The organism is Chelativorans sp. AA-79 (assembly GCF_029457495.1).
In the GTDB taxonomy this organism is placed as follows: Bacteria; Pseudomonadota; Alphaproteobacteria; order Rhizobiales; family Rhizobiaceae; genus Chelativorans.
Window position 1 is genome coordinate 75,123 of record NZ_CP120361.1, and the last position, 20,729, is coordinate 95,851.

The 20,729-nt window shown below is 65.2% G+C and carries 17 protein-coding genes; 7 read left to right on the forward strand and 10 right to left on the reverse strand.

The genetic code is table 11. The features are described 5' to 3' along the window. Positions 1 to 9: 9 nt before the first annotated feature. A complete protein-coding gene (locus PVE73_RS00365; RefSeq protein ID WP_277367293.1) occupies positions 10 to 1,368 on the forward strand; it encodes an ActS/PrrB/RegB family redox-sensitive histidine kinase in 1,359 nt (452 codons plus the stop codon). Positions 1,369 to 1,394: 26 nt separating this feature from the next. Then, complete coding sequence (locus PVE73_RS00370) at positions 1,395 to 1,961, forward strand: ActR/PrrA/RegA family redox response regulator transcription factor (RefSeq protein WP_277365041.1); 567 nt, start codon at positions 1,395 to 1,397, stop codon at positions 1,959 to 1,961. Between the two features lie 10 nt (positions 1,962 to 1,971). Here PVE73_RS00370 and PVE73_RS00375 read toward each other — a convergent pair whose 3' ends face one another. Beyond that, positions 1,972 to 2,472, reverse strand: coding sequence for an MmcB family DNA repair protein (locus PVE73_RS00375; protein ID WP_277365042.1), 501 nt, complete (start codon positions 2,470 to 2,472; stop codon positions 1,972 to 1,974). Between the two features lie 38 nt (positions 2,473 to 2,510). Continuing rightward, positions 2,511 to 2,900, reverse strand: coding sequence for a Cu(I)-responsive transcriptional regulator (gene cueR / locus PVE73_RS00380; protein WP_277365043.1), 390 nt, complete (start codon positions 2,898 to 2,900; stop codon positions 2,511 to 2,513). Between the two features lie 185 nt (positions 2,901 to 3,085). Between cueR and PVE73_RS00385 the strand changes: the two genes are divergently transcribed. Continuing rightward, positions 3,086 to 3,703 (forward strand): L,D-transpeptidase, encoded by a 618-nt coding sequence (locus tag PVE73_RS00385; RefSeq protein WP_277365044.1) that lies wholly within the window; start codon positions 3,086 to 3,088, stop codon positions 3,701 to 3,703. Between the two features lie 89 nt (positions 3,704 to 3,792). On the opposite strand, the gene PVE73_RS00390 is transcribed toward PVE73_RS00385, so the two are convergent. The 6 genes from PVE73_RS00390 to mutS form a co-directional block, all read right to left on the reverse strand. Further along, on the reverse strand, positions 3,793 to 4,362 hold the full coding sequence (locus tag PVE73_RS00390; RefSeq protein ID WP_277365045.1) for a NifU family protein: 570 nt from the start codon (positions 4,360 to 4,362) through the stop codon (positions 3,793 to 3,795). 93 nt (positions 4,363 to 4,455) lie between these two features. After that, entirely contained in the window at positions 4,456 to 4,947 is a 492-nt protein-coding gene (locus tag PVE73_RS00395; protein WP_277365046.1) for a universal stress protein, read from the reverse strand. A gap of 93 nt (positions 4,948 to 5,040) precedes the next feature. Next, a complete protein-coding gene (trpS, locus tag PVE73_RS00400) occupies positions 5,041 to 6,108 on the reverse strand; it encodes a tryptophan--tRNA ligase (protein ID WP_277365047.1) in 1,068 nt (355 codons plus the stop codon). Positions 6,109 to 6,203: 95 nt separating this feature from the next. Beyond that, positions 6,204 to 7,793: a murein biosynthesis integral membrane protein MurJ gene (gene murJ, locus PVE73_RS00405; protein WP_277365048.1), complete on the reverse strand. Its 1,590-nt coding sequence runs from the start codon at positions 7,791 to 7,793 to the stop codon at positions 6,204 to 6,206. Positions 7,794 to 7,845: 52 nt separating this feature from the next. Continuing rightward, a complete protein-coding gene (locus PVE73_RS00410) occupies positions 7,846 to 10,653 on the reverse strand; it encodes a [protein-PII] uridylyltransferase (RefSeq protein ID WP_277365049.1) in 2,808 nt (935 codons plus the stop codon). 64 nt (positions 10,654 to 10,717) lie between these two features. Then, a complete protein-coding gene (gene mutS, locus PVE73_RS00415; RefSeq protein WP_277365050.1) occupies positions 10,718 to 13,426 on the reverse strand; it encodes a DNA mismatch repair protein MutS in 2,709 nt (902 codons plus the stop codon). Between the two features lie 131 nt (positions 13,427 to 13,557). Here mutS and PVE73_RS00420 point away from each other — a divergent pair, with 131 nt between their 5' ends. From PVE73_RS00420 to PVE73_RS00430, 3 genes are all read left to right on the forward strand, one after another. Next, positions 13,558 to 15,843 carry an NADP-dependent malic enzyme gene (locus PVE73_RS00420; RefSeq protein WP_277365051.1) on the forward strand — a complete coding sequence of 762 codons (2,286 nt, stop codon included), beginning with the start codon at positions 13,558 to 13,560 and terminating at the stop codon, positions 15,841 to 15,843. A 125-nt stretch (positions 15,844 to 15,968) separates the two neighbouring features. Continuing rightward, complete coding sequence (locus tag PVE73_RS00425) at positions 15,969 to 16,094, forward strand: hypothetical protein (RefSeq protein WP_277365052.1); 126 nt, start codon at positions 15,969 to 15,971, stop codon at positions 16,092 to 16,094. A 90-nt stretch (positions 16,095 to 16,184) separates the two neighbouring features. Next, positions 16,185 to 17,750, forward strand: coding sequence for a phospholipase D-like domain-containing protein (locus tag PVE73_RS00430; RefSeq protein WP_277365053.1), 1,566 nt, complete (start codon positions 16,185 to 16,187; stop codon positions 17,748 to 17,750). On the opposite strand, the gene PVE73_RS00435 is transcribed toward PVE73_RS00430, so the two are convergent. Continuing rightward, positions 17,657 to 18,613: a lysylphosphatidylglycerol synthase domain-containing protein gene (locus PVE73_RS00435; RefSeq protein ID WP_277365054.1), complete on the reverse strand. Its 957-nt coding sequence runs from the start codon at positions 18,611 to 18,613 to the stop codon at positions 17,657 to 17,659. The genes PVE73_RS00430 and PVE73_RS00435 overlap by 94 nt on opposite strands. 217 nt (positions 18,614 to 18,830) lie before the next feature. On the opposite strand from PVE73_RS00435, the gene PVE73_RS00440 reads away from it, so the two are divergent. Beyond that, a complete protein-coding gene (locus PVE73_RS00440; protein WP_277365055.1) occupies positions 18,831 to 19,526 on the forward strand; it encodes an endonuclease/exonuclease/phosphatase family protein in 696 nt (231 codons plus the stop codon). Here PVE73_RS00440 and PVE73_RS00445 read toward each other — a convergent pair. Continuing rightward, positions 19,513 to 20,658 carry an Mrp/NBP35 family ATP-binding protein gene (locus PVE73_RS00445; protein WP_277365056.1) on the reverse strand — a complete coding sequence of 382 codons (1,146 nt, stop codon included), beginning with the start codon at positions 20,656 to 20,658 and terminating at the stop codon, positions 19,513 to 19,515. The two genes, PVE73_RS00440 and PVE73_RS00445, sit on opposite strands and share 14 nt — an antisense overlap. Between the last annotated feature and the right edge of the window lie 71 nt (positions 20,659 to 20,729).

Genomic DNA, 20,729 nt, shown 5'->3' on the forward strand with positions numbered 1-20,729 from the left:
AAAGGCGCCATGCTGGAAGAGTTGAGAACGCCGAATACCCGCGCGAGCCGTAGCCTGAGGCTCAAGACGCTTGTCCGGCTAAGATGGCTCGCGATCGTTGGCCAGAGCGCAGCCGTTCTGGTGGTCTGGCTCGGCCTCGGCTTCCCGTTGCCCGTCGGGCCCTGCTTCGCCCTGATCGCGGCATCCGCCTGGCTCAATCTCTACCTCACCTTTCGTTATCCGACCGCGCATCTCGTGCCGCCGACGGCCGCACTCGCGATCCTCAGTTTCGATGCCTCGCAACTCGCAGGCCTGCTCTTTCTCACGGGCGGCCTTACCAACCCCTTCTCGCTTTTGATGACGGTGCCGGTCGTCATTTCCGCCACCTCGCTGCCGCTCGTCTGGACGGGGCTGCTCGGGCTCTACGTCGTGGTGGTGGCAAGCCTCCTCGCCATCTTCCACCTGCCCCTACCCTGGTACCCTGGCACGGAACTCTCCATGCCGCTGATCTATGTGGCGGGCATGCTGATCGCGGTCGTCTCCTCGATCGCCTTTACCGGCATCTACGCATATCGAGTCGCGGAAGAGGCGCGGCTGCTCGCCAACGCGCTTGCCGCCACGGAACTGGTGCTGCAGCGCGAACAGCACATATCGGCACTCGACGGCCTGGCGGCGGCGGCCGCTCACGAACTCGGCACGCCGCTCGCCACCATCGCGCTGGTGGCGCGGGAGATGGAGAAGGCCCTGGGGAACGATCCGCGTCTTCACGAGGACGTCACGCTCCTGCGGTCGCAGAGCGAGCGCTGCCGCGAGATCCTGAAGCGCCTCACGAGCCTCTCTTCCGAGACCGAGGAGCACATGGCGCGGTTGCCGCTCACCTCGCTAATCGAGGAAACGGCTGCGCCGCACCGCCATTTCGGCATCGAGATCAAGCTCGAGGCCGGCGCGACCGAGGGGCCCGAGCCCGTCGGCCGGCGCAATCCCGGTGTCCTCTACGGTCTCGGCAATCTGCTGGAGAACGCAGTCGATTTCGCCCGCAGCGCGGTCACCATAAAATGGTGGTGGAACGCGGAGGCCGTGCGCATCTCCATCACCGACGACGGACCGGGATTTCCCGCCGAGATCATCGACCGGATCGGCGAGCCCTACATGTCGCGCCGGCAGGCCGGCGGTTCGAGCGGCGGCGGGCTGGGGCTGGGGCTTTTCATCGCCAAGACGCTGCTCGAGCGCTCGGGCGCCTCGGTGGATTTCGCCAATGCCGGTGGAGAAGGGAAGGGCGCCACGGTAGATATATGGTGGCCGCGCGAAAGGTTTCTGGCGGGAGGCGAGACGCTGACCCAAGTCGAGGGCAGTCAGCGAAGACTGGAAAAACTTAACTTCTTTACCTAAATCTGGTTCGTATCAGTGGGTCAATGATGAACGACACGACAGCCGAACAGGCCGATCTTATTCTCGGCGACGACCGTACCCTTCTCATTGTGGAGGATGACCGGCCTTTCCTCGCACGCCTGGCGCGTGCCATGGAGGGAAGGGGCTTCGTGGTGGATACGGCCGAAAGCGTCGAGGAAGCGATCGCCAAGGTGCGCGCCGCCCCGCCCGCTTATGCGGTGATCGACATGCGGCTCGGTGACGGCAACGGCCTCGACGTGGTCTCCGCCATCCGCGAGAAGCGCGAGGACGCCCGCGCCATCATTCTCACCGGTTATGGCAATATCGCCACCGCGGTGACGGCCGTGAAGCTCGGCGCGGTCGACTACCTTTCCAAGCCCGCGGATGCGGATGATATCTATGCCGCCCTCATGCGGCGGGCGGACACCAAGGCGGAGCCGCCGGAAAATCCGATGTCTGCGGACCGCGTGCGCTGGGAGCACATCCAGCGCGTCTACGAGATGTGTGACCGCAATGTGTCGGAGACGGCGCGCCGTCTCAACATGCATCGCCGCACGCTGCAGCGCATTCTCGCCAAGCGCGCGCCGCGCTGATGAGCTTGTTTCAGTAGTCATCCCCGTTAAGCAGCGGCACGGGAACGCCGGCGAGTTCGGCTGCCGTCAGCCGCGCCGCGCCGGCGCGGGCGAAGCGCAGCATCAGCGCCTTGCGCGTGGCCGGCGGCAGTCGGTGCTCCGGCGCCTCGCGAAGGATTTCCGCGCCATAGCCGTCCGAGAGTATGAAGCCGCATTCCTCCGGAAAGATCTCGGTCGGCACCTCCGGATGAGAGGCAAAGAAGAAGCGGTCGGAATGCAGCCGGTAGTCGGGCCATTTGCGGTCGACCCGAAAGTCCTCCACCGAAGACTTGATCTCGATGATCCAGACATCGCCCTTCCCCGTCAGCGCCACGAGATCGGCGCGTCGGCCGGTCGCAAGCGAAAGCTCGGGCAGCACCACCGCCCCCATCTCCATGAGCAGGCGCTGCACACCTCGGCGGATGACGAGCGCACGCTCCGACTGACGGCCGTCCGCGAGCGGGTTGAGGTGAATCGGAGAAACGATCGGCATGCTCCGACAATGCCAGCAACGGGCGCAGGAATAAAGGCCTATCCTGCGCCGGCGATGTCCTCCAGGATCGGGCAATCCGGCCGGTGGTCGCCATGGCAGGCGGTTATCAGCTTCTGCAGCGTGGCGCGCATGGACTGCAACTTCCGGATCTTCTCCTCGATCGCGTTCACATGGGAGACGGCGATCTTCTGCACGTCATGGCTTGCGCGCTCCTTGTCCTGGTAGAGCTGCAGGAGCTGTCGGCATTCCTCGATGGAAAAGCCCAGGCTACGCGCCCGCTTGAGAAAGGCGAGGCGATGCATGTCGACGTCTGAATAGGCGCGGTAGCCGTTTTGCGAACGTGCGGGCGCCACGAGCCCGATGTCCTCGTAATAGCGGATGGTCTTTGCTGGCAGGCCCGACAGGCGGGCAACCTCTCCGACGTTCATGTTTCACCTCGTGAAGACACGCAGTATGTGGGGATGACTGTTGCCGGGATGCAATAGCCGGGCGCCAAATGCGTTCCATGACATCCTGGTGCAATTAGAGCCTTGGCAGGCCGTTAACGCGGATTTTAAGAATGAAGGCGAAAATCGGGCGCGGTTGGCGTTGCGGTCGGGGGTCAGGGTTCCATATGAAATCAAGAATTCTTCTTGCCGCCGTCGTGGGCGTTTCGGCGGCACTGGCGGGTTGCAGCATCGATGGCACGCCGCGCGTCTTCACGTCGGAATATGGCATGGTTGCCGATGCTGGATATCAGTTGCCGCGTATCCCGATCTACAAGGTTCCGCGTCAGTATCATCGACAGGTGATCAAGTACGAGACGGGTGAGAAGCCCGGCACGATCATTGTCGATACGAAGGAGAAATACCTCTATCTCGTGCTGGAGGACGGCAAGGCGATGCGCTATGGCATCGGCGTCGGCCGCGAAGGGTTCGAGTGGTCGGGAACGGCGCGCGTCGCTTTGAAGCGCGAGTGGCCCACCTGGACGCCGCCGGCCGCCATGATCAAACGCCAGCCGGAACTCGCCAAATGGGCGAGGGGCATGCCGCCGGGGCTTTCCAACCCACTCGGCGCCCGTGCGCTCTACCTTTTCAACAAGGGCGGCGACACCGGCTACCGCCTGCACGGCACGCCGGAATGGTGGTCCATCGGAAAGGCTATGTCGTCCGGCTGCATCCGCCTGTTGAACCAGGATATCATCGATCTCTACAATCGCGCCGAGGTCGGCGCCAAGGTGATTGTGAAGTAGGACCGTCTCGGCAACACAAGCGGACCGAAGCACAAAGGAAAACCGGGCCGAACGGCCCGTTTTTTCTTTTACGCGACGAAATTTTCGGGTCAGGTCACCTGCTCGACGTGCTGGACCTCCGGCACGAAGTGGTGAAGCAGGTTCTGGATGCCATGCTTCAGCGTGGCCGTGGAGGACGGGCAGCCGGCGCAGGCACCCTTCATATGCAGGAACACGGTGCCGTTCTCGTAACCGCGGAAGGTGATGTCGCCGCCGTCCTGGGCGACCGCCGGGCGGACGCGGGTTTCAAGGAGCTCCTTGATCGTGGCGACGATCTCCCCGTCAGCCTCGTCGAAGAATTCGCCGCCCTCCGCTGCCCGGTCGCCGGTATCGTTCGCCGCCATCACCGGCTGGCCCGACATGAAATGTTCCATGATCGTGCCGAGGATCGCCGGCTTCAGATGCTGCCAGTCGGCGCCTTCCTTCGTCACGGTGATGAAGTCGAAACCGAAGAAAACACCGGTAACGCCGGGCACGTCGAAAAGCCGGCCGGCGAGCGGTGAAGCGGTGCGCGCGCCCTCCGGGTCGCGGAAGTCCGCCGTGCCCTCCTCCAGGACCACCCTGCCCGGCAGGAACTTCAGCGTCGCGGGGTTGGGGGTCGCTTCCGTCTGGATAAACATCGGCGGGGTCTCCATGCTGCCGTTCTTTGGAATAATTCTAAAATAGGCCGATCTGCGCAGCCATTCAAGCGGCATATGGGGTGCCGGGTGCCGCTACGCCAGGCTTTCGATCTCCTCGTCCGAGAGGCTGTGGGGCACCACGGTCACCGGAATGGGGAACGCGGCCCCCTTTCCGGCAATAGAGGAGACCAGTGGTCCCGGCCCCTCCTTGGCTCCGCCGGCGCCCAGCACGAGGATCGCGATATCCTGGTCCTCCTCGATGAGCTTGTGGATCTCCTCCACGGTCTTTCCCTCGCGCACGACGAGCTCGGGCTCGATACCCACCGACTCGCGGATCTTGGACGCATAGGCGTTCAGCGCCGCCTGCGCGCTGCTCGTGGCCTCCTCGCGCATGATCTGCTCGACGCCCAGCCAATGCTGGAAATCGCCAGGCTCCACGACGAAGAGCAGCACCACCAAACCGTTGGTGGATTTCGCGCGGCGGGAAGCGTAGGCGACTGCGCGGTCGCATTCCGGCGTTTCGTCGACGATCGCCAGGAACTTGCGCTTGTGGCCGGCTTCACGGCTCAGACGTTTGGATACCATGCATGTCCTTTCCTGCACGGGTGGGCAGCCGTTGCGGCGCAATCTGCCACTCAGCGCGCCGGGCGGCAAGCTCCCGCGTGGAGCCCTTCCCTGTCAGTTCACCAGGAGCCCGACGATCTCGTGCACTTGTTTCATGGTCGCCTCGGCTTTGGCGGAGGCGCGTTCGCCGCCTTCCCGCAGGATACCGTCGATATAGCCGGGATCCGCCTTGATGCGCTTCATCTTCTGGCTGATCGGCGCAAGCTTTTCGACAGCGAGATCGGCGAGCGCAGGCTTGAAGTCGGAGAATTGCCGCCCGCCGAATTCGGAGATCACCTTCTCCCGCGTCACACCGGCGAGCGCGGCATAGATGCCGACCAGGTTCTCCGCCTCAGGCCGTGCGGCCAGTCCCTCCAGGTCGCTCGGCAACGGCTCGGGATCGGTTTTTGCCTTCTTGATCTTGCGTGCGATCGTGTCGGCATCATCGAGAAGATTGATGCGCGAGAGATCGGACGGATCGGACTTCGACATCTTCTTCGACCCGTCGCGCAGGCTCATGACGCGCGGCGCAGGGCCCTCGATCAGAGGCTCGGTGAGGGGGAAGAAGCCGTTCACCCGCTCTTCGCCGACCGTCATCTCGACGCCATAGCCGAGACCAGCGATCCGCTCCGAGAAGTCGTTGTTGAACTTCTGCGCGATGTCGCGCGTCAGTTCGAGATGCTGCTTCTGGTCCTCCCCGACGGGCACATGGGTGGCGCGGTAGAGCAGGATGTCGGCCGCCATCAGGCTCGGATAGGCCAGTAGGCCGAGCGAGGCGTTTTCCCGGTCCTTGCCGGCCTTGTCCTTGAACTGCGTCATCCGGTTCATCCAGCCGATGCGGGCGACGCAGTTGAATATCCAGGCGAGCTCCGCATGCTGCGGCACGCGGCTCTGATTGAAGATGATGTTCTTCCTGGGGTCGAGCCCGCTGGCCAGATAGGCAGCCGCGATGCCGCGCGTCTGGTCCATGAGGTCGTCATGGACCAGGGTGGCCGTCAGCGAATGCATGTCGACCACACAATAGATGCACTCGTAGCTGTCCTGCAGCGCAACGAATTTCTGCAGCGCGCCCAGATAGTTTCCAAGATGGAGATTGCCGGTGGGCTGCACTCCGGAAAAGACGAGCTGCTTGAATTCACTCATGGGAAACGTCCCTGAAAAGCCGAAGCGCCCCGCGGGCACCCTAAACCGTGGCGCTTATGGACGACCGGAAGGGGGCAATCAAGTCCCCCGGGGGCTCAGCCCTGTCCCGAGCCGGCCGCCCCACGCCGGCGCCTGCGCTTGAGGGCAGCGGCAAGCTCCGTCCGGTCGACGGCGCCGGTTGCCAACGCAAGGAGCAGATAGACGGCCGCCGCCGCGGCGATGACGAGGAGGACGCCTGCTGCGCGAAGGGCGACCGCGGCATCCCGCATCGGTTCGGCAAACGCCAAATTGAGCCCGTATGCCACCGCACCCATGACCGCACTGGCGAATGCGATCATCGCCACGCGGCGCCATGTGACCGGGGAGGGCCGGAAAGCGTTCCTGTGCCAAAGAGTGCCCGCGAGCAGGATGACGTTGAGCCAGGAGGACAGCGAGGTGGCGAGCGCGATCGCGACATGGCCGTAGACGGGAAAGAGCGCGAGGCTGAGGCCGATATTGGCGATCACCGAGGCAAGCGAGAACCACATCGGCGTCTTCATGTCCTCACGGGCGAAGAAGCCCGGCTGGAACACCTTGATCAGTACGTAGGCGGGCAGGCCCGAGGCGAAGGCGGCAAGGGCGGCGGCCGTCATCTCGGTGTCGAGCGCGGTGAATTCGCCGCGCTCATAGAGCAGGCCCACGATCGCCGCCGGCATCACCATCAGGCCGATCGCCGCAGGGAGCGTCAGCCCCAGGGCGAATTCCAGTGAGCGGTTCTGCAGGTGCTGCGCGTCGTCGAGATTGCCGGCCTTGAGCGCGCGCGAAAGCTCCGGCAGCAGCACCACACCCACCGCCACGCCGATGACGCCCAGGGGAAGCTGGTTGATGCGGTCGGCGAAATTCAGGAGCGAGATCGCCTTGTCCTGGGCCGAGGCGATGACCTGCCCGACGAGCAGGTTGATCTGCATGATCCCGCCGGTGAGCAGCGCAGGCCCCATCAGCACGAGCAGGCGCTTGACGGCGGGCGTGAGCCGCGGTCGACGGAAACGCATCGAAAAACCCTCGCGATGAACCGCGAGGACCAGAATCAGGAGCTGCGCGATGCCGGAGGCGAAGACGCCCCATGCAAGCCACAGCCCGGCGGCATATTCGGGAAGGGCGCCGAACAACCCGACCAGGAGCACGATGATGAGGATCACGTTGAGCAGCACCGGAACGAGGGCCGCGAGGAAGAACCTTCGCATCGAGTTCATGATGCCCGACAGCATCGCCACCAGCGACATGCAGGTGAGATAGGGGAACATGATGCGCGTCATGACGACCGTGAGGTCGAACTTTTCCGGCGTGTCGGCGAAGCCCGGCGCCACCACCGTGCCCACCAGGAACGGCATGAAGATCATGGCGAGCGCGGAGAGGCCGATCAGCGCTGCAAGCAGGACCGCCAGCACGTCTTCGCCGAAGCGGCGTGCGGCCTCGACCCCGCCGCCTTCCATCTCCTTGGCGAAGAGGGGGATGAAGGCGGTGTTGAACGCGCCTTCGGCGAAGAGCCGGCGGAAGAGGTTCGGGAAGCGGAAGGCAGCATAGAATGCGTCGGTGACAGGACCCGCGCCGAGGGCTGCTGCGATCAGCGCCTCGCGCACGAAGCCCAGGACGCGGCTTGCCATCGTGGCGCTGCCGACGCTCGCGAATTTGCCGATGAGGCTCATGGGCAGAGCCTCCGGGCTCGGAGGGTGCGGGAAAGCGTAGCGATGCAGTTCCTCACGCCGCTACCGTCTTCGCCTTGCTTCGGTGGTTGCGCCTCGGCGGGCCGTTCTCGATCGTTTCGATGAGTTCACGACGGATCGTCTCCAGACGGTCGGGACTATCGACCTTGGAACCGGTGAGGTCAGTCACATAGAAGGTATCGATCACCTTCTCGCCGAAAGTGGTGATGTGCGCGGAGGCGATGTCGAGCGAAAGGTCGGAGATGGCGCTGGTCACCTCCGACAAAAGGCCGGGCCGGTCAAGGCACTCGACCTCGATCACGGAGAAGCGGTTGGACAGCGTGTTGCGGAGCTCCGCGCGCGGCTCGACGCGGAAGGCCCTGGTGCCGCGGCGGGGCTTGGTGCGCTTCTCCAGCACCTCCGGCAGATAGGCTTTGCCCGACAGCACGTCCTCGATAAGGCGGCCCACGCGCTGCGCGCGGCGCAGCTCGTCCTCGTCCAGTTCGAATTCGCGGCCGATCAGGATCGTGTCGAGCGCGCGCCCATCGGTGGTGGTGAAGATCTGCGCGTCGACGATGTTGGCGCCGGCCGCCGCGCACGCACCGGCAATGACGGAGAGCAGGCGCGGATGGTCCGGCGCCAGGACCGTGATTTCCGTGACGGCTTCGAAAGCATGCGGCTTGACCATGGTGGAGAGGGCCCGGCCTTGCCGGTCGGCCGCACGGATGAAGCCCGCATGGCGCACCTGATCGCCTTCGTCGACCGCAAGCAGGTAATTCTCGTAGTGAAGCCCGACATAGCGGCGCGCCTCGGCTTCCTCCCAGCCGGCTTTCTGGAGTTCTTCCGCCAGGAGCACGCGCGCACCTTCCGCGCGCATTGCGCGCGAGCCTTCGGAGAAGCCGCCAGTAAGCAGGAGCTCGGTCTCGTAATAGAGCGTCCGCAGCAACTGCCCCTTCCAGCCGTTCCACACGCCCGGTCCCACTCCGCGGATATCACAGACGGTGAGCACCAGGAGCAGCTTCAGCCTGTCCACCGACTGGACGATGTGGGCAAAATCCTGGATCGTCTTGCGATCGTTCAGGTCGCGCATCTGTGCCGTCATCGACATCGTTAGATGTTCCTGGACGAGCCAGGCGACCATTTCCGTTTCCGCGGCGTCGAAGCCCATATGCGGGCAGAGCCGCCGGGCAATGCGTGCGCCGGCATCGGAGTGGTCCTCGGGCCTGCCCTTGGCGATGTCGTGGAACAGGAGGGCCGCGTAGAGCACCTTGCGCCAGGGCTTCAGGCCGGGCATCAGCGAATGGGCAAGCGGATGGATGTTCTGCCCGTCTCCGCGCTCGATCTCCGCCAGCACGCCGATGCAGCGGATCAGGTGCTCGTCGACCGTGTAATGGTGGTACATGGAGAACTGCATCATCGCCACGATCTTGTTGAAGTCGGGGATGAGCTTACCCAGCACCCCCGCCTCGTTCATCCGGCGCATGTTGAGCTCGGGATCGCGGTCGGACGTGAGAAGATCAAGGAACAGGCGGTTCGCCTCCTTGTTCCGGCGCAGGTTGCGGTCGATCAGCTTGAGCGAGCGCGTGAGCAGCTTCAGCGCGTCCGGGTGATATTCGAGGCCGTGCCGGTCGGCGAACCAGAAGAGCCTGAGCATGTTCACCGGATCGCGCTCGAATACGCCCTCATTGGCGAGGTTGATGCGGTGGTTGTCGATCACGAAATCGCTGGTGCCGGCAAGCTTGCGCTTGCGGCGCTGGAAGGTAAGGAAAATGCGGTTGAAGCCCGGCACGTGCTTGGCCTGCTCCTCCTCGAGCGCCGCGCAGAAGATCCGGGTGAGATCCCCCACGGTCTTGGCCGTCAGGAAGTAATGCTTCATGAAGCGCTCGACCGGCGACAGGCCCGGATGGCTCTTGTAGCCCAGCCTTTCGGCGATATCGCGCTGGATGTCGAAATGCAGCCGCTCCTCCGCCTTGCCGGTCAGGAAGTGCATGTGGCAGCGCACGGCCCAGAGGAAATCCTCCGCCTTGGCGAACTGTAGATATTCCTGGCGGGTGAAGACGCCCTTTCCCACCAGTTCGTCGGCTTCGCGCACGCGGTAGTAATACTTGCCGATCCAGAACAGCGTGTGGAGGTCGCGCAGCCCTCCCTTGCCATCCTTTACGTTCGGTTCCACCACATAGCGGCTCTCGCCGCCCTTGGCATGCCGCGCGTCGCGCTCGGCGAGCTTCGCCTGGATGTATTCCGCGCCGGTGTCCTTGACGATGTCCTCGTCGAACCGCGCGACGAGATCATCGTAGAGCCCTTGGTCGCCGCAGACGAAGCGTGCTTCCAGCACCGCCGTGCGTATCGTTACGTCGGAGAGCGCCTGCCGGATGCATTCGTCGACGTTGCGCGTGGCATGCCCCACCTTCAGGCCGAGATCCCAGAACATGTAGAGCATGTATTCGGCCACCTGCTCCCCCCAGGGCGTCTGTTTGTAAGGCAGAAGGAAGAGCAGATCGACGTCGGAGCCGGGCGCCAGCGTGCCGCGCCCGTAGCCGCCGACCGCGACAACCGCCATGCGCTCCGCCGCCGACCGGTTCTCGGCGGGATAGACGTGGGTAGAGGCGAAATCGTTGAGCGCGCGGACGATCTCGTCCATGAGATGTGAAAGCCGCGTGGCGCAGGCCGTGCCGCCACCGTCTTCGGAAAGCATTGTCTCCGCCGTCCGCCGGCCTTCGGCGAGCCGCGCCTTCAGGAGTTGCATCACCTTCTTGCGCGCTCCAGCTGATGTCGCGTCGCCTTCGGCCGCGACGGCGTCGAGTTCGGCGCGCAGGCCGGCGGGATCGATGATCTGGTCGAGCTTGAGTGGAACCTTGGCCATACCGTTTCCGCATTAGGCGGCGCTGTATAGCGCGTTTTTCGGCAACAGGGAAAGGCCCGCCCCTTTACCCCTCCATCACGACCCGCTTCAACCTGTACAGCACCTCCAGCGCCTCGCGCGGGCTCATGCCGTCCGGGTCGAGCGCGGTGAGTTCCTCCCGCAGCCGGTCGGACGCTTTCGGCTTCGGCGGTTCGTGACGGATCGCAGCAGAGAACAGCGGAAGGTCGTCGACGATGCGCGCGGCCTTGGTCCCGGTTTCGCCCGCTTCCAGCCGGTGCAGCACGTCGCGCGCGCGCTCCACCACCGCCTGCGGCAGGCCGGCAAGGCGGGCCACCTGAATGCCGTAGGAGCGGTCGGCTGCACCGCGTGCAACCTCGTGCAGGAAGATCACCTCGCCCTCGAACTCCTTCACCCGCATCGTGACATTGAGGAGGCGCGCAAGCTTCTCCGTCAGCGCCGTCATCTCGTGGAAATGGGTGGCGAAAAGAGCCCGGCAGCGATTCTGCTCGTGGAGGTATTCGACAGCGGCCCAGGCGATGGAGAGCCCGTCGAAGGTGGCCGTGCCGCGGCCGATCTCGTCGAGGATGACGAGCGAGCGCTCACCCGCCTGGTTGAGGATCGCGGCCGTTTCCACCATCTCGACCATAAAGGTGGACCGCCCGCGCGCAAGATCGTCGGAAGCGCCGACGCGGGAGAACAGACGGTCGACCACGCCGATGCGCGCGGAACGCGCCGGCACGAAGGAGCCCATCTGCGCGAGCACGGCGATCAGCGCGTTCTGGCGGAGGAAGGTGGACTTGCCGCCCATGTTCGGCCCTGTGAGCAGCCAGATGGCACCGGCCTTCTCCCCTTCCGTCGGCGAGAGATCACAGTCATTGGCCACGAAGGGCTCGCCGAGCTGTCTGCGCAGCGCCTGCTCCACCACGGGATGGCGGCCGCCTTCCACATTGAAATCCAGGCTCATGTCCACCACCGGCCGGCAATAGGCTTCGCTTTCGGCCAGGCATGCGAGCGCAGCGGAGACATCCAGCACCGCGAGCGCCTGCGCGGCGGCACGCAGCGGCTCGGAAGCCGCCACCACCTCGCCCACCAGCCGGTCGAAAACCGCAAGCTCGATCGTGAGCGCACGATCGGCGGCATTGGCGATCTTGGTTTCGAGGTCCGCCAGCTCCGTGGTGGTGAAGCGCATGGCGTTCGCCATGGTCTGCCGGTGGATGAAGCGTGCGCGCGCCTCGTCCGTGCCGGTCAGGGCGCCTGCATTGTTGGCGGTCACCTCGATATAGTAGCCTAGGATGTTGTTGTGCCGGATCTTCAGCGAGCGGATGCCCGTCTCCTCGACCAGGTCCCGCTCCATGCCGGCGATCACGCGGCGCGACTGGTCGCGCAGCGCCCGCATCTCGTCCAGCTCCGCATCGTAGCCCTCGCGCACGAACCCGCCGTCGCGCTTCAGAAGCGGCAATTCCTCCGCGAGCGCCCGGTCGAAATGGGAGGATAGCTCTGCCGGCAGCGCTCGCAGCACGTAGACGGCATTGGCCAGCTCCGGCGGCAGCTCTTTTCCCTCGAGGAGTTCAGCCACCGCCGCCGATGCGGAGAACCCCATCGAAAGCGCGCCAAGGTCGCGCGGGCCGCCGCGGTTGAGCGCCAGTCGCGAAAGCGCGCGGCTCATGTCCGGTACGCCCTTCAGGTGCTCACGCAGCCCGTCGCGCAGGTCGAGTTCATCGAGGAAGAAGGAAATGGAATCGAGCCGCTCGCCGATCGCCTTCGGGTCGGTGAGCGGCGACATCAGGCGCTCGGCCAGCAACCGTCCGCCTGCTCCCGTCACCGTGCGGTCGATCGCCTTCAAAAGGCTGCCGTCGCGGTTGCCCGAGAGCGTGCGTGCCAGTTCCAGATTGGCCCGGGTGGACGGGTCGATGAAAAGGCTTGCACCGTCCTCGTCCCGCTCCGGCCGGCCGAGCGGCGGGCGCTCGGCTTTCTGCGTCTTCTCCACATAGGCGGCAGCGCCGGAAATGGCCGAAAGCTCCGCGCGGGAGAACCGGCCGAAGCCGTCGAGCGTGGCCACGCCGTAGAAACGCGACAGCCGCATGGCCGCACTCGCCGAATCGAAGAAGGTCGGCGGCTGCGGCACCACGACCCGGCCAAGGACGTCGAACACGGGCCGAAGCTCCGCATCGTGATAGGCGGGCTCGGCCACGATCAATTCGCGCGGGTCGATGCGGGAGATATCGGCGAGCAGCCGGTCGGGCGCAGTGGAAGCCACCCGGAAAACGCCGGTGGAGATGTCGATCCAGGCGAGCGCGAGCTGCTGCGTCTCGTTGCCCTTCACGCGTCCGAGCGCCATCAGGTAATTGGCCTCGGAGGGATCCAGCAGCTTCTCTTCCGTGATGGTTCCCGGCGTCACAAGCCGGATCACGTCGCGACGCACCACGGCCTTGTAGCCGCGCTTCCTGGCCTCCGCCGGATCTTCCATCTGCTCGCAGACGGCCACGCGGAACCCGAGTGCTATGAGCTTCTGCAGATAGTCGTCGGCCGCATGCACCGGCACGCCGCACATGGGGATATCTTCGCCTCGGTGCTTGCCGCGCTTGGTGAGCGTGATTCCGAGCGCCCGGCTCGCCGCTTCCGCGTCGTCGAAGAAGAGCTCGTAGAAGTCGCCCATGCGGTAGAAGAGGAGGCAATCCGCGTTCGCTGCCTTGATCTCGATATATTGCTGCATCATGGGCGTGGCGCCCTCGGCTGCCGCCATGGGCGCTGCCGTGGCTTCGATCCCACGCATCGGCATCTCTTGATTCAAGGATCCGCCTCTCGGAAAAACTCAGGCTCACCCATTTACCTACCGCAAATGTAGCCTTATGCACCCGTGTTCGGCAAAACTCCACAGGAAGCCGAGCGGGAGGAGGGGAAGAGATGGCGGAAGCCGATAAGAACGACAGGGTTGGGCCTTCTGTAAGCGCGCAGGAAGCGCTCGAGTTCCATGCCATGGGCCGGCCTGGAAAGCTGGAGATCAACCCGACAAAGCCGATGGCGACCCAGCGCGACCTGTCGCTTGCCTATTCACCCGGCGTAGCCGTGCCCGTGAAGGCGATCGCGGAGGATCCCGGCCGCGCCTTCGACTATACGACCCGCGGCAATCTGGTGGCGGTGATCTCCAACGGCACCGCGATCCTCGGCCTCGGCAATCTCGGCGCATTAGCCTCCAAGCCCGTGATGGAAGGCAAGGCGGTGCTCTTCAAGCGCTTCGCCGATGTCGATTCCATCGACCTGGAGGTCGACACCGAAGACGCCGACGAGTTCGTCAATTGCGTGCGTCTGCTCGGGCCCTCCTTCGGCGGCATTAATCTGGAGGACATCAAGGCGCCGGAATGCTTCATGATCGAAACGCGCCTGCGCGAGCTCATGGACATTCCCGTCTTCCATGACGACCAGCACGGCACGGCCATCATCGCGATTGCCGGCCTCATCAACGCGCTGGATCTCACCGGCCGCGACATGAAGACGACACGGCTTGTCTGCAACGGCGCGGGTGCCGCCGGCATCGCCTGCATCGAGCTTGCCAAGGCCATCGGCTTTGCGCCCGAGAACATCCTCCTCTGCGACACCAAAGGCGTGGTCTACAAGGGGCGCACCGAAGGCATGAATCAGTGGAAATCGGCGCATGCGGTGGAGACCGACAAGCGTACGCTGTCCGAAGCCGTGGACGGGGCCGACGTCTTCTTCGGTCTTTCGGTCAAAGGCGCGCTCACGCCCGCCATGGTGCAGTCCATGGCCAAGAACCCGATCATCTTCGCGATGGCCAATCCGGACCCGGAGATCACGCCGGAGGAAGTTGCCGAGATCCGTACAGACGCCATCATGGCGACCGGCCGCTCGGACTATCCCAACCAGGTCAACAACGTGCTGGGCTTCCCCTACATTTTCCGCGGCGCGCTCGACGTGCGGGCGACGACGATCAACGACGCCATGAAAGTGGCGGCGGCGGAGGCGCTGGCCTCGCTCGCCCGGCAGGACGTGCCCGACGACGTGGCGGCCGCCTATCAGGGCAATCGGCCGAAATACGGGCCGAACTACATCATCCCCGTGCCCTTCGACCCGCGTCTGATCACGGCCGTGCCCGCGGCCGTCGCCAAGGCGGCGATGGATTCGGGCGTGGCCAGGCGCCCCATCCTCGACCTGGAGAGATACGAGAACGAGCTTTCCGCCCGCCGCGACCCGATCGCCTCCACGCTGCAGCGCATTTCCGACCGCGTCCGCCGCCAGCCGAAGCGCATCGTCTTCGCCGAAGGCGAGGAGGAGCAGGTCATGCGCGCCGCGGTCTCCTACGCGAACCAGAAGCTCGGCACCGCCATCCTGCTGGGACGCGAGGAGCGCATCCGGGAGACGGCCAAGAATGCCGGCGTCGAGCTTGCGCGGCCCGGCATCGAGATCATCAATGCCAGACTCTCGCGGCGCAACGGCATCTATGCCGATTACCTCTACGAGCGCCTGCAGCGGAAGGGCTTCCTCTTCCGCGATTGCCAGCGGCTCATCAACAACGACCGCAACCATTTCGCCGCCTGCATGGTGGCGCTGGGCGACGCCGACGGCATGGTGACGGGGGTGACCCGCAACTATTCCACCGCGCTCGACGACGTGCGGCGTGTGATCGACGCACGGCCCGGCCATCGCGTCATCGGCGCCTCGATCGTGCTCGCGCGGGGACGGACCGTCATCGTGGCCGACACTGCCGTGCACGACATGCCGGACGCCAACCAGATCGCCGATATCGCCGAGGAGGCAGCGAATTTCGCCCGCCGCATGGGCTATGAGCCGCGCGTCGCGATGCTTGCCTACTCCACTTTCGGCCATCCGCCCGGCGAACGCTCGGAACGCGTGCAGGAGGCGGTGAAGATCCTCGACAAACGGCGCGTCGATTTCGAGTATGACGGCGAGATGGCGGCCGACGTGGCGCTCAACCCGCAGCTCATGCAGCAATATCCCTTCTGCCGCCTTTCGGGCCCTGCCAACGTGCTGGTCATGCCCGCCTTCCACTCCGCCTCGATCTCGACCAAGATGCTGCAGGAACTGGGCGGCTCCACGGTGATCGGCCCGCTGCTGGTCGGGCTCAACAAACCGGTGCAGATCGTCTCGCTCAGCGCGAAGGATTCCGACATCGTCAACATGGCGGCCATCGCCGCCTACAGCGCCGGCGGGTAGCCCGCCGGCCTTGCCGTCCGCACGCCTGCGGGAACATTCCATGTCCTTCGACCGTTTCGGGACAGCCGCGCATGCCGGGCGAGGAGCATCGCGGCGCCTGAAACCGCAAGACAGGATCAAGCCCGATGAGCAGGAATGTCCTGATAGCCATTGCGGCCGCAATTGTGGTCGTGCTCGCGCTCTTTCTCTTCCTTCAGCCGCGCGGCGTCGGCGAGAACGACAACCTGCCGCCGCACGCGACGACCGAGTAGGCCTGACGGCTCCGGCGCTCCTCGCCGCATCATCAGCGAACCTATTCCGGCAACACGCGTTGTCCGCTCATGAGCGAGTTTGGTGAAGGGATGCGCGTGAGAAAAGATGCCTTGCAACAGGCGGCACCCGCCGGCGGCCTGCATCGACCGATCCTGGCGCCGGGGCGCAACTGCCGGCAAATCGCCACGGCACACCGCGCCTCCTTCCTTGTCGATGCGGAGTCCTATTTTGGCGCGCTGGAAAAGGCGCTGCGGGGAGCGACGCGCTCCGTCTTCATCGTCGGCTGGGATTTCGATGCGCGCATCCAGCTCCGTCCGCAGGACGGGCCGGATGCCCCGACCCTCGGCGCGATGCTGCGCCATCTGGTGGAGAACCAGCCTGATCTGGAGATCCGCATCCTGGTCTGGAGCCTCGCGGCGGTGCACGCGCCGGGCGCTTCCATCCCGCTTGTCTTCGGCGCGGAATGGGAAGAGCATCCGCGTATCCATCTGCGGCTGGACACGCACCATCCGATACAGGCGGCCCATCACCAGAAGATCGTGATCATCGATGATTCCCTCGCCTTCGTCGGCGGCATGGACCTCACCATCGGCCGGTGGGACACCCCGCAGCACGTGCGGGATGATCCGCGCCGGCATTGGCCGGATGGATCGCCCTGCAGCCCGGTGCACGACCTGCAGATGGCGCTCGACGGGCCTGCGGCGAGAGCCGTGGCACGCGTCGCGCGTGATCGCTGGCGCAGGGCTGTCGGCGAAGAAGTGCCGTTCATGGAGGTGGAGGAGCGGTGGCCGGAAAATCTGGCCGTGGATTTCACCGAAGTCCCTGTGGCGATCGCCCGGACCGTTCCCGGTCTTGGCGGCAGAAGAGGGGTCGAGGAGATTGCGGCTCTCACCGACGATCTGCTGTGCGCGGCCGAGCGAAGCATCTATATCGAAGCCCAGTATTTCACGGCGAGGCGCCTGCGCAAAATCCTGCGTCAAGTTCTCAGCCCGCCGGACGGACCGGAAATCGTGGTCGTCTGCACGCGCCACGCCAATGGCATCATCGAGCGTTTCATCATGGGCGCCAATCGCGAGCGCCTGCTGCGCAGCCTGAAACGCTGGGACCGCCATGGCCGCCTGCGCGTCTATTGCCCTGTTCTCGACGGCCTGGAGGATGACGGCGCCATGCTCGTTCACGCCAAGCTGATGATCGCGGACGACCGGTTCCTGCGCATCGGTTCGGCAAATCTCAACAACCGCTCGATGGGGCTCGATACCGAATGCGACGTCGTGATCGAGGCCGACCGGGCGCAGACCGGCGAGGCGATCGCGCTGTGCCGCGACCGGCTCATTGCCGAGCATCTCGGCGTGGAGCTGGCGCAGGTGCGGGAAACGATGCAGCGGGAAGGATCGCTGATCCGCACGATCGAGAAACTGAACAGCCGAAGCGGCCGCTGCCTCTGCCCGTTGACCATCGATCCCGGGCCACGACACTCCTTTCCCGGCACGCGCCTGCTCGACCCGGAGCGACCCTTTCGCGTCATGGAGTGGCTGCGCGCGTTCTGGCGCAGCAGCTTCGGTCAGGAGGCTGTCTCGGATGCCCGGGATCGGGACAGGAACGCTTCGGAAAGGACGAGCAGGATGCTGCCCATGAAAAGCGGCAGGAGGAAATAGACGAACCGAAAGACGAGCACGGCGCCGATGAGATGGGCCTGGGGTAAGAGATAGAGCACGACGCTCTCGATCACGCCAAGTCCCCCGGGAACATGCGTGATGACGGTCGCCACATTGGCGCTCACGAAGGCGGTGGCGACCTCGAGATATGGGATCTCCGCCAGCGACAGCGCGGCCTGATGCAGCGCTGCGGCCACAAAAGCGAAGTTGATCGGGCCGACGATCACCTGCCCCAGTGCCAGTTTGAGGACCGGCATTTCCACCCGTCTGCCGCGGATATGGAGCGCGCGTCCGCCGAAAAACGCCGTAAGCAGCAGGTAGACGGCGGGCCAGGCCAGGCAGGCGGCGCCGATCAGGTATACGGTGCCCGGCGTAACGCCGATGACCTTTTCGGCAAGGCCCGGATTGGCGATCAGCCCTATGCCACCGAGGACCGAAAGCCCGAGTCCCACCGTGAAACCGCAGAAGACGATCACCTTGGCGACTTCCTCTCCGCTCAGTCCCCAGCGCGAATAGAAACGGTATCGGACGGCACCGCTGCTCAGCGCCGCAAATCCGATGCTGTGTCCGAGCGAGAGGCTGGTGAAGGAGGCCAGCGCCGCGCGCGGATAGGAGAGCGGGTGCTTGGCATAGCGCAGCGCCAGCCAGTCGAAGCCGGTCAGACAGAGATAGCTCGCGGCGGTAAATCCCAGCGCGAAGAGAAGCCGGCGAACGGAGACCGCCGTCACGGCGCTCACCAGTTCCTCCCATTCGTATTGGGAAAGCGTGCGGTAAAGGAGATAGCTGGCCAGAAGGACCGCCGCCACGGTGATCGCGTAGCCGAGATAGCGCCGGACTGGTCTGTGGGCCGGAGGCGGCTTCAACGAAGGACTCTCCCTAAATCGTCATCCCACAACGCTCGTGAGGGCGTTTCCGATCCGCCGGGAGAAAAAGTCGCGCGCGCCATCAACGATCCGGCAGCTTGAGCGTTGAGCCGCCATGGAGCACGGACAAACCAGCGAGAAAGGACCGTCTGATCACCTCGAACCGCCTGCCGGCTCGGCCCGCTCCGGCTCTCGGTGGCCGGCGGCCATACGTGTGATGACATGGAACATCCACGGCGGCGTGGGATCCGATGGCCGGCGCGATCTGCAGCGAATCGTGGACTTCGTCCGCCGGCACGAGCCCGATCTCGTCGCCCTGCAGGAAGTGGGATCCCGACGCGACGTGGATGGAGCTGCGGAAGCCTTCGCCTTCCTTGCCGATACGCTCGGCAATCACGCGACGGAAAGCCGCCTCGTCACCGCGCCCGACGGCAATTACGGCCATGCGCTCATAAGCCGGTGGCCGCTGAACGGCACCGTATGCCACGACATCTCCTATCGGCGCCGCGAGCCGCGCGCTGCGATCGAGGCGGTGGCCGAGACGCCCTTCGGCCCGCTGCACGTGGTCGCCGCGCATCTGGGCCTGAGCTTCGCCGAACGGCGTCACCAGGCCCAGCTCCTGGCTGCCCTCTTGCGAACGGGGTCGGCGCCCACGGTGCTGCTGGGCGATCTCAATGACTGGGTCTGGCGGGGTTCCGTGCAAAAGATCCTCAACAACCTCTTTCCCGGCCACACCCACTTCAAGACCTTCCCAGGCTTCTGGCCGGTCTTCGCGCTCGACCGGATCTATTGCCGGCCGAGCGACATGCTGGCGCGGCACTGGACAGATCCTGCCGCCCGCGCGGCCTCTGACCACCTGCCGGTGATTGCCGAGCTGGCGATGGAAGGTGTTTCTGGTCCTATTCGAAGATGATCGCCGGGGCCGTGTCCGCCACTGCTTTTTCAGCCCTCAGCCGCTCCAGAACCTTTTCCGCTATGGCGCTGTAGGTCCTGGCCTGTGCGCCTTCGGGGTTCGAGACGACGACCGGTGTGCCGGCGTCCGACATCTCCCGTACATCCATCGTGAGCGGGACCTCGCCCAGGAAGGGTACGCCGAGGCGCTCTGCCTCCGCCCTCGCGCCGCCATGGCCGAAGATGTCGTATCGGCTGCCGGTATCGGGCGCGATGAAATAGCTCATGTTCTCGACGATGCCGAGCACCGGCACCTCCACGCGCCGGAACATGTTGAGGCCCTTGCGCGCATCGATCAAAGCGAGATCCTGCGGGGTGGAGACGATAACGGCGCCGGCGAGCGGCACCTGCTGCGCCATGGTGAGCTGCGCGTCGCCCGTGCCGGGCGGCATGTCGACCACCATCACGTCGAGCGGTCCCCAGGCAACGTCGCGCAGGAGCTGGCGCAGGGCGGACATGACCATGGGCCCGCGCCAGATCATGGGCGTCTCTTCCTCCACCAGGAAACCGATGGACATGACCTGGATGCCATACGCGTCCATGGGCTTGAGCGTCTTGCTGTCCACCATTTGCGGCTTGCCCGTGAGGCCGAGCAGCCTGGGCATGGAGGGGCCGTAGATGTCCGCATCCAGGATCCCGACCTTGAGCCCCAGCGCCTGCAGGCCGAGCGCAAGGTTTACCGCAGTGGTGGACTTGCCGACGCCGCCCTTGCCGCTGGCGACGGCGATGATGGCTTCCACGCCGGGCACGCCCGGCTTCGCCGGCGGCTGCCCCTGGGGGCCGCGAGAGTGCGCCGCCTGCGGTCGCGGGGCGGGTTTCGGCGGCGCGGCACCCATGCCGCCCTGCCGTTCCGCCGTCAACGCAACAACGGCGCCGGTCACGCCGGGAACGGTTTTCACGGCGCGCTCGGCCGCCTCGCGCAGCGGCTCAAGCTCCTGCGCGCGCTCGGCCGGCACCGTGATGGAGAAGAACACCTTCCCGTCGGCGATGAAGATCTCCGAAACGAGGCCGAGCGAGATGATATCGCTCTCGAGATCAGGCCCCTTGATGGTGCTGAGCTTGTCGATGACGGCTTGGCGGCTGACGGCGCTCATGGCAGCTCACTCTCTTTGCATTCGCCTGCCAGATAGTCACATCCGACGGAAATACCAAGCGCCCAGCGGCC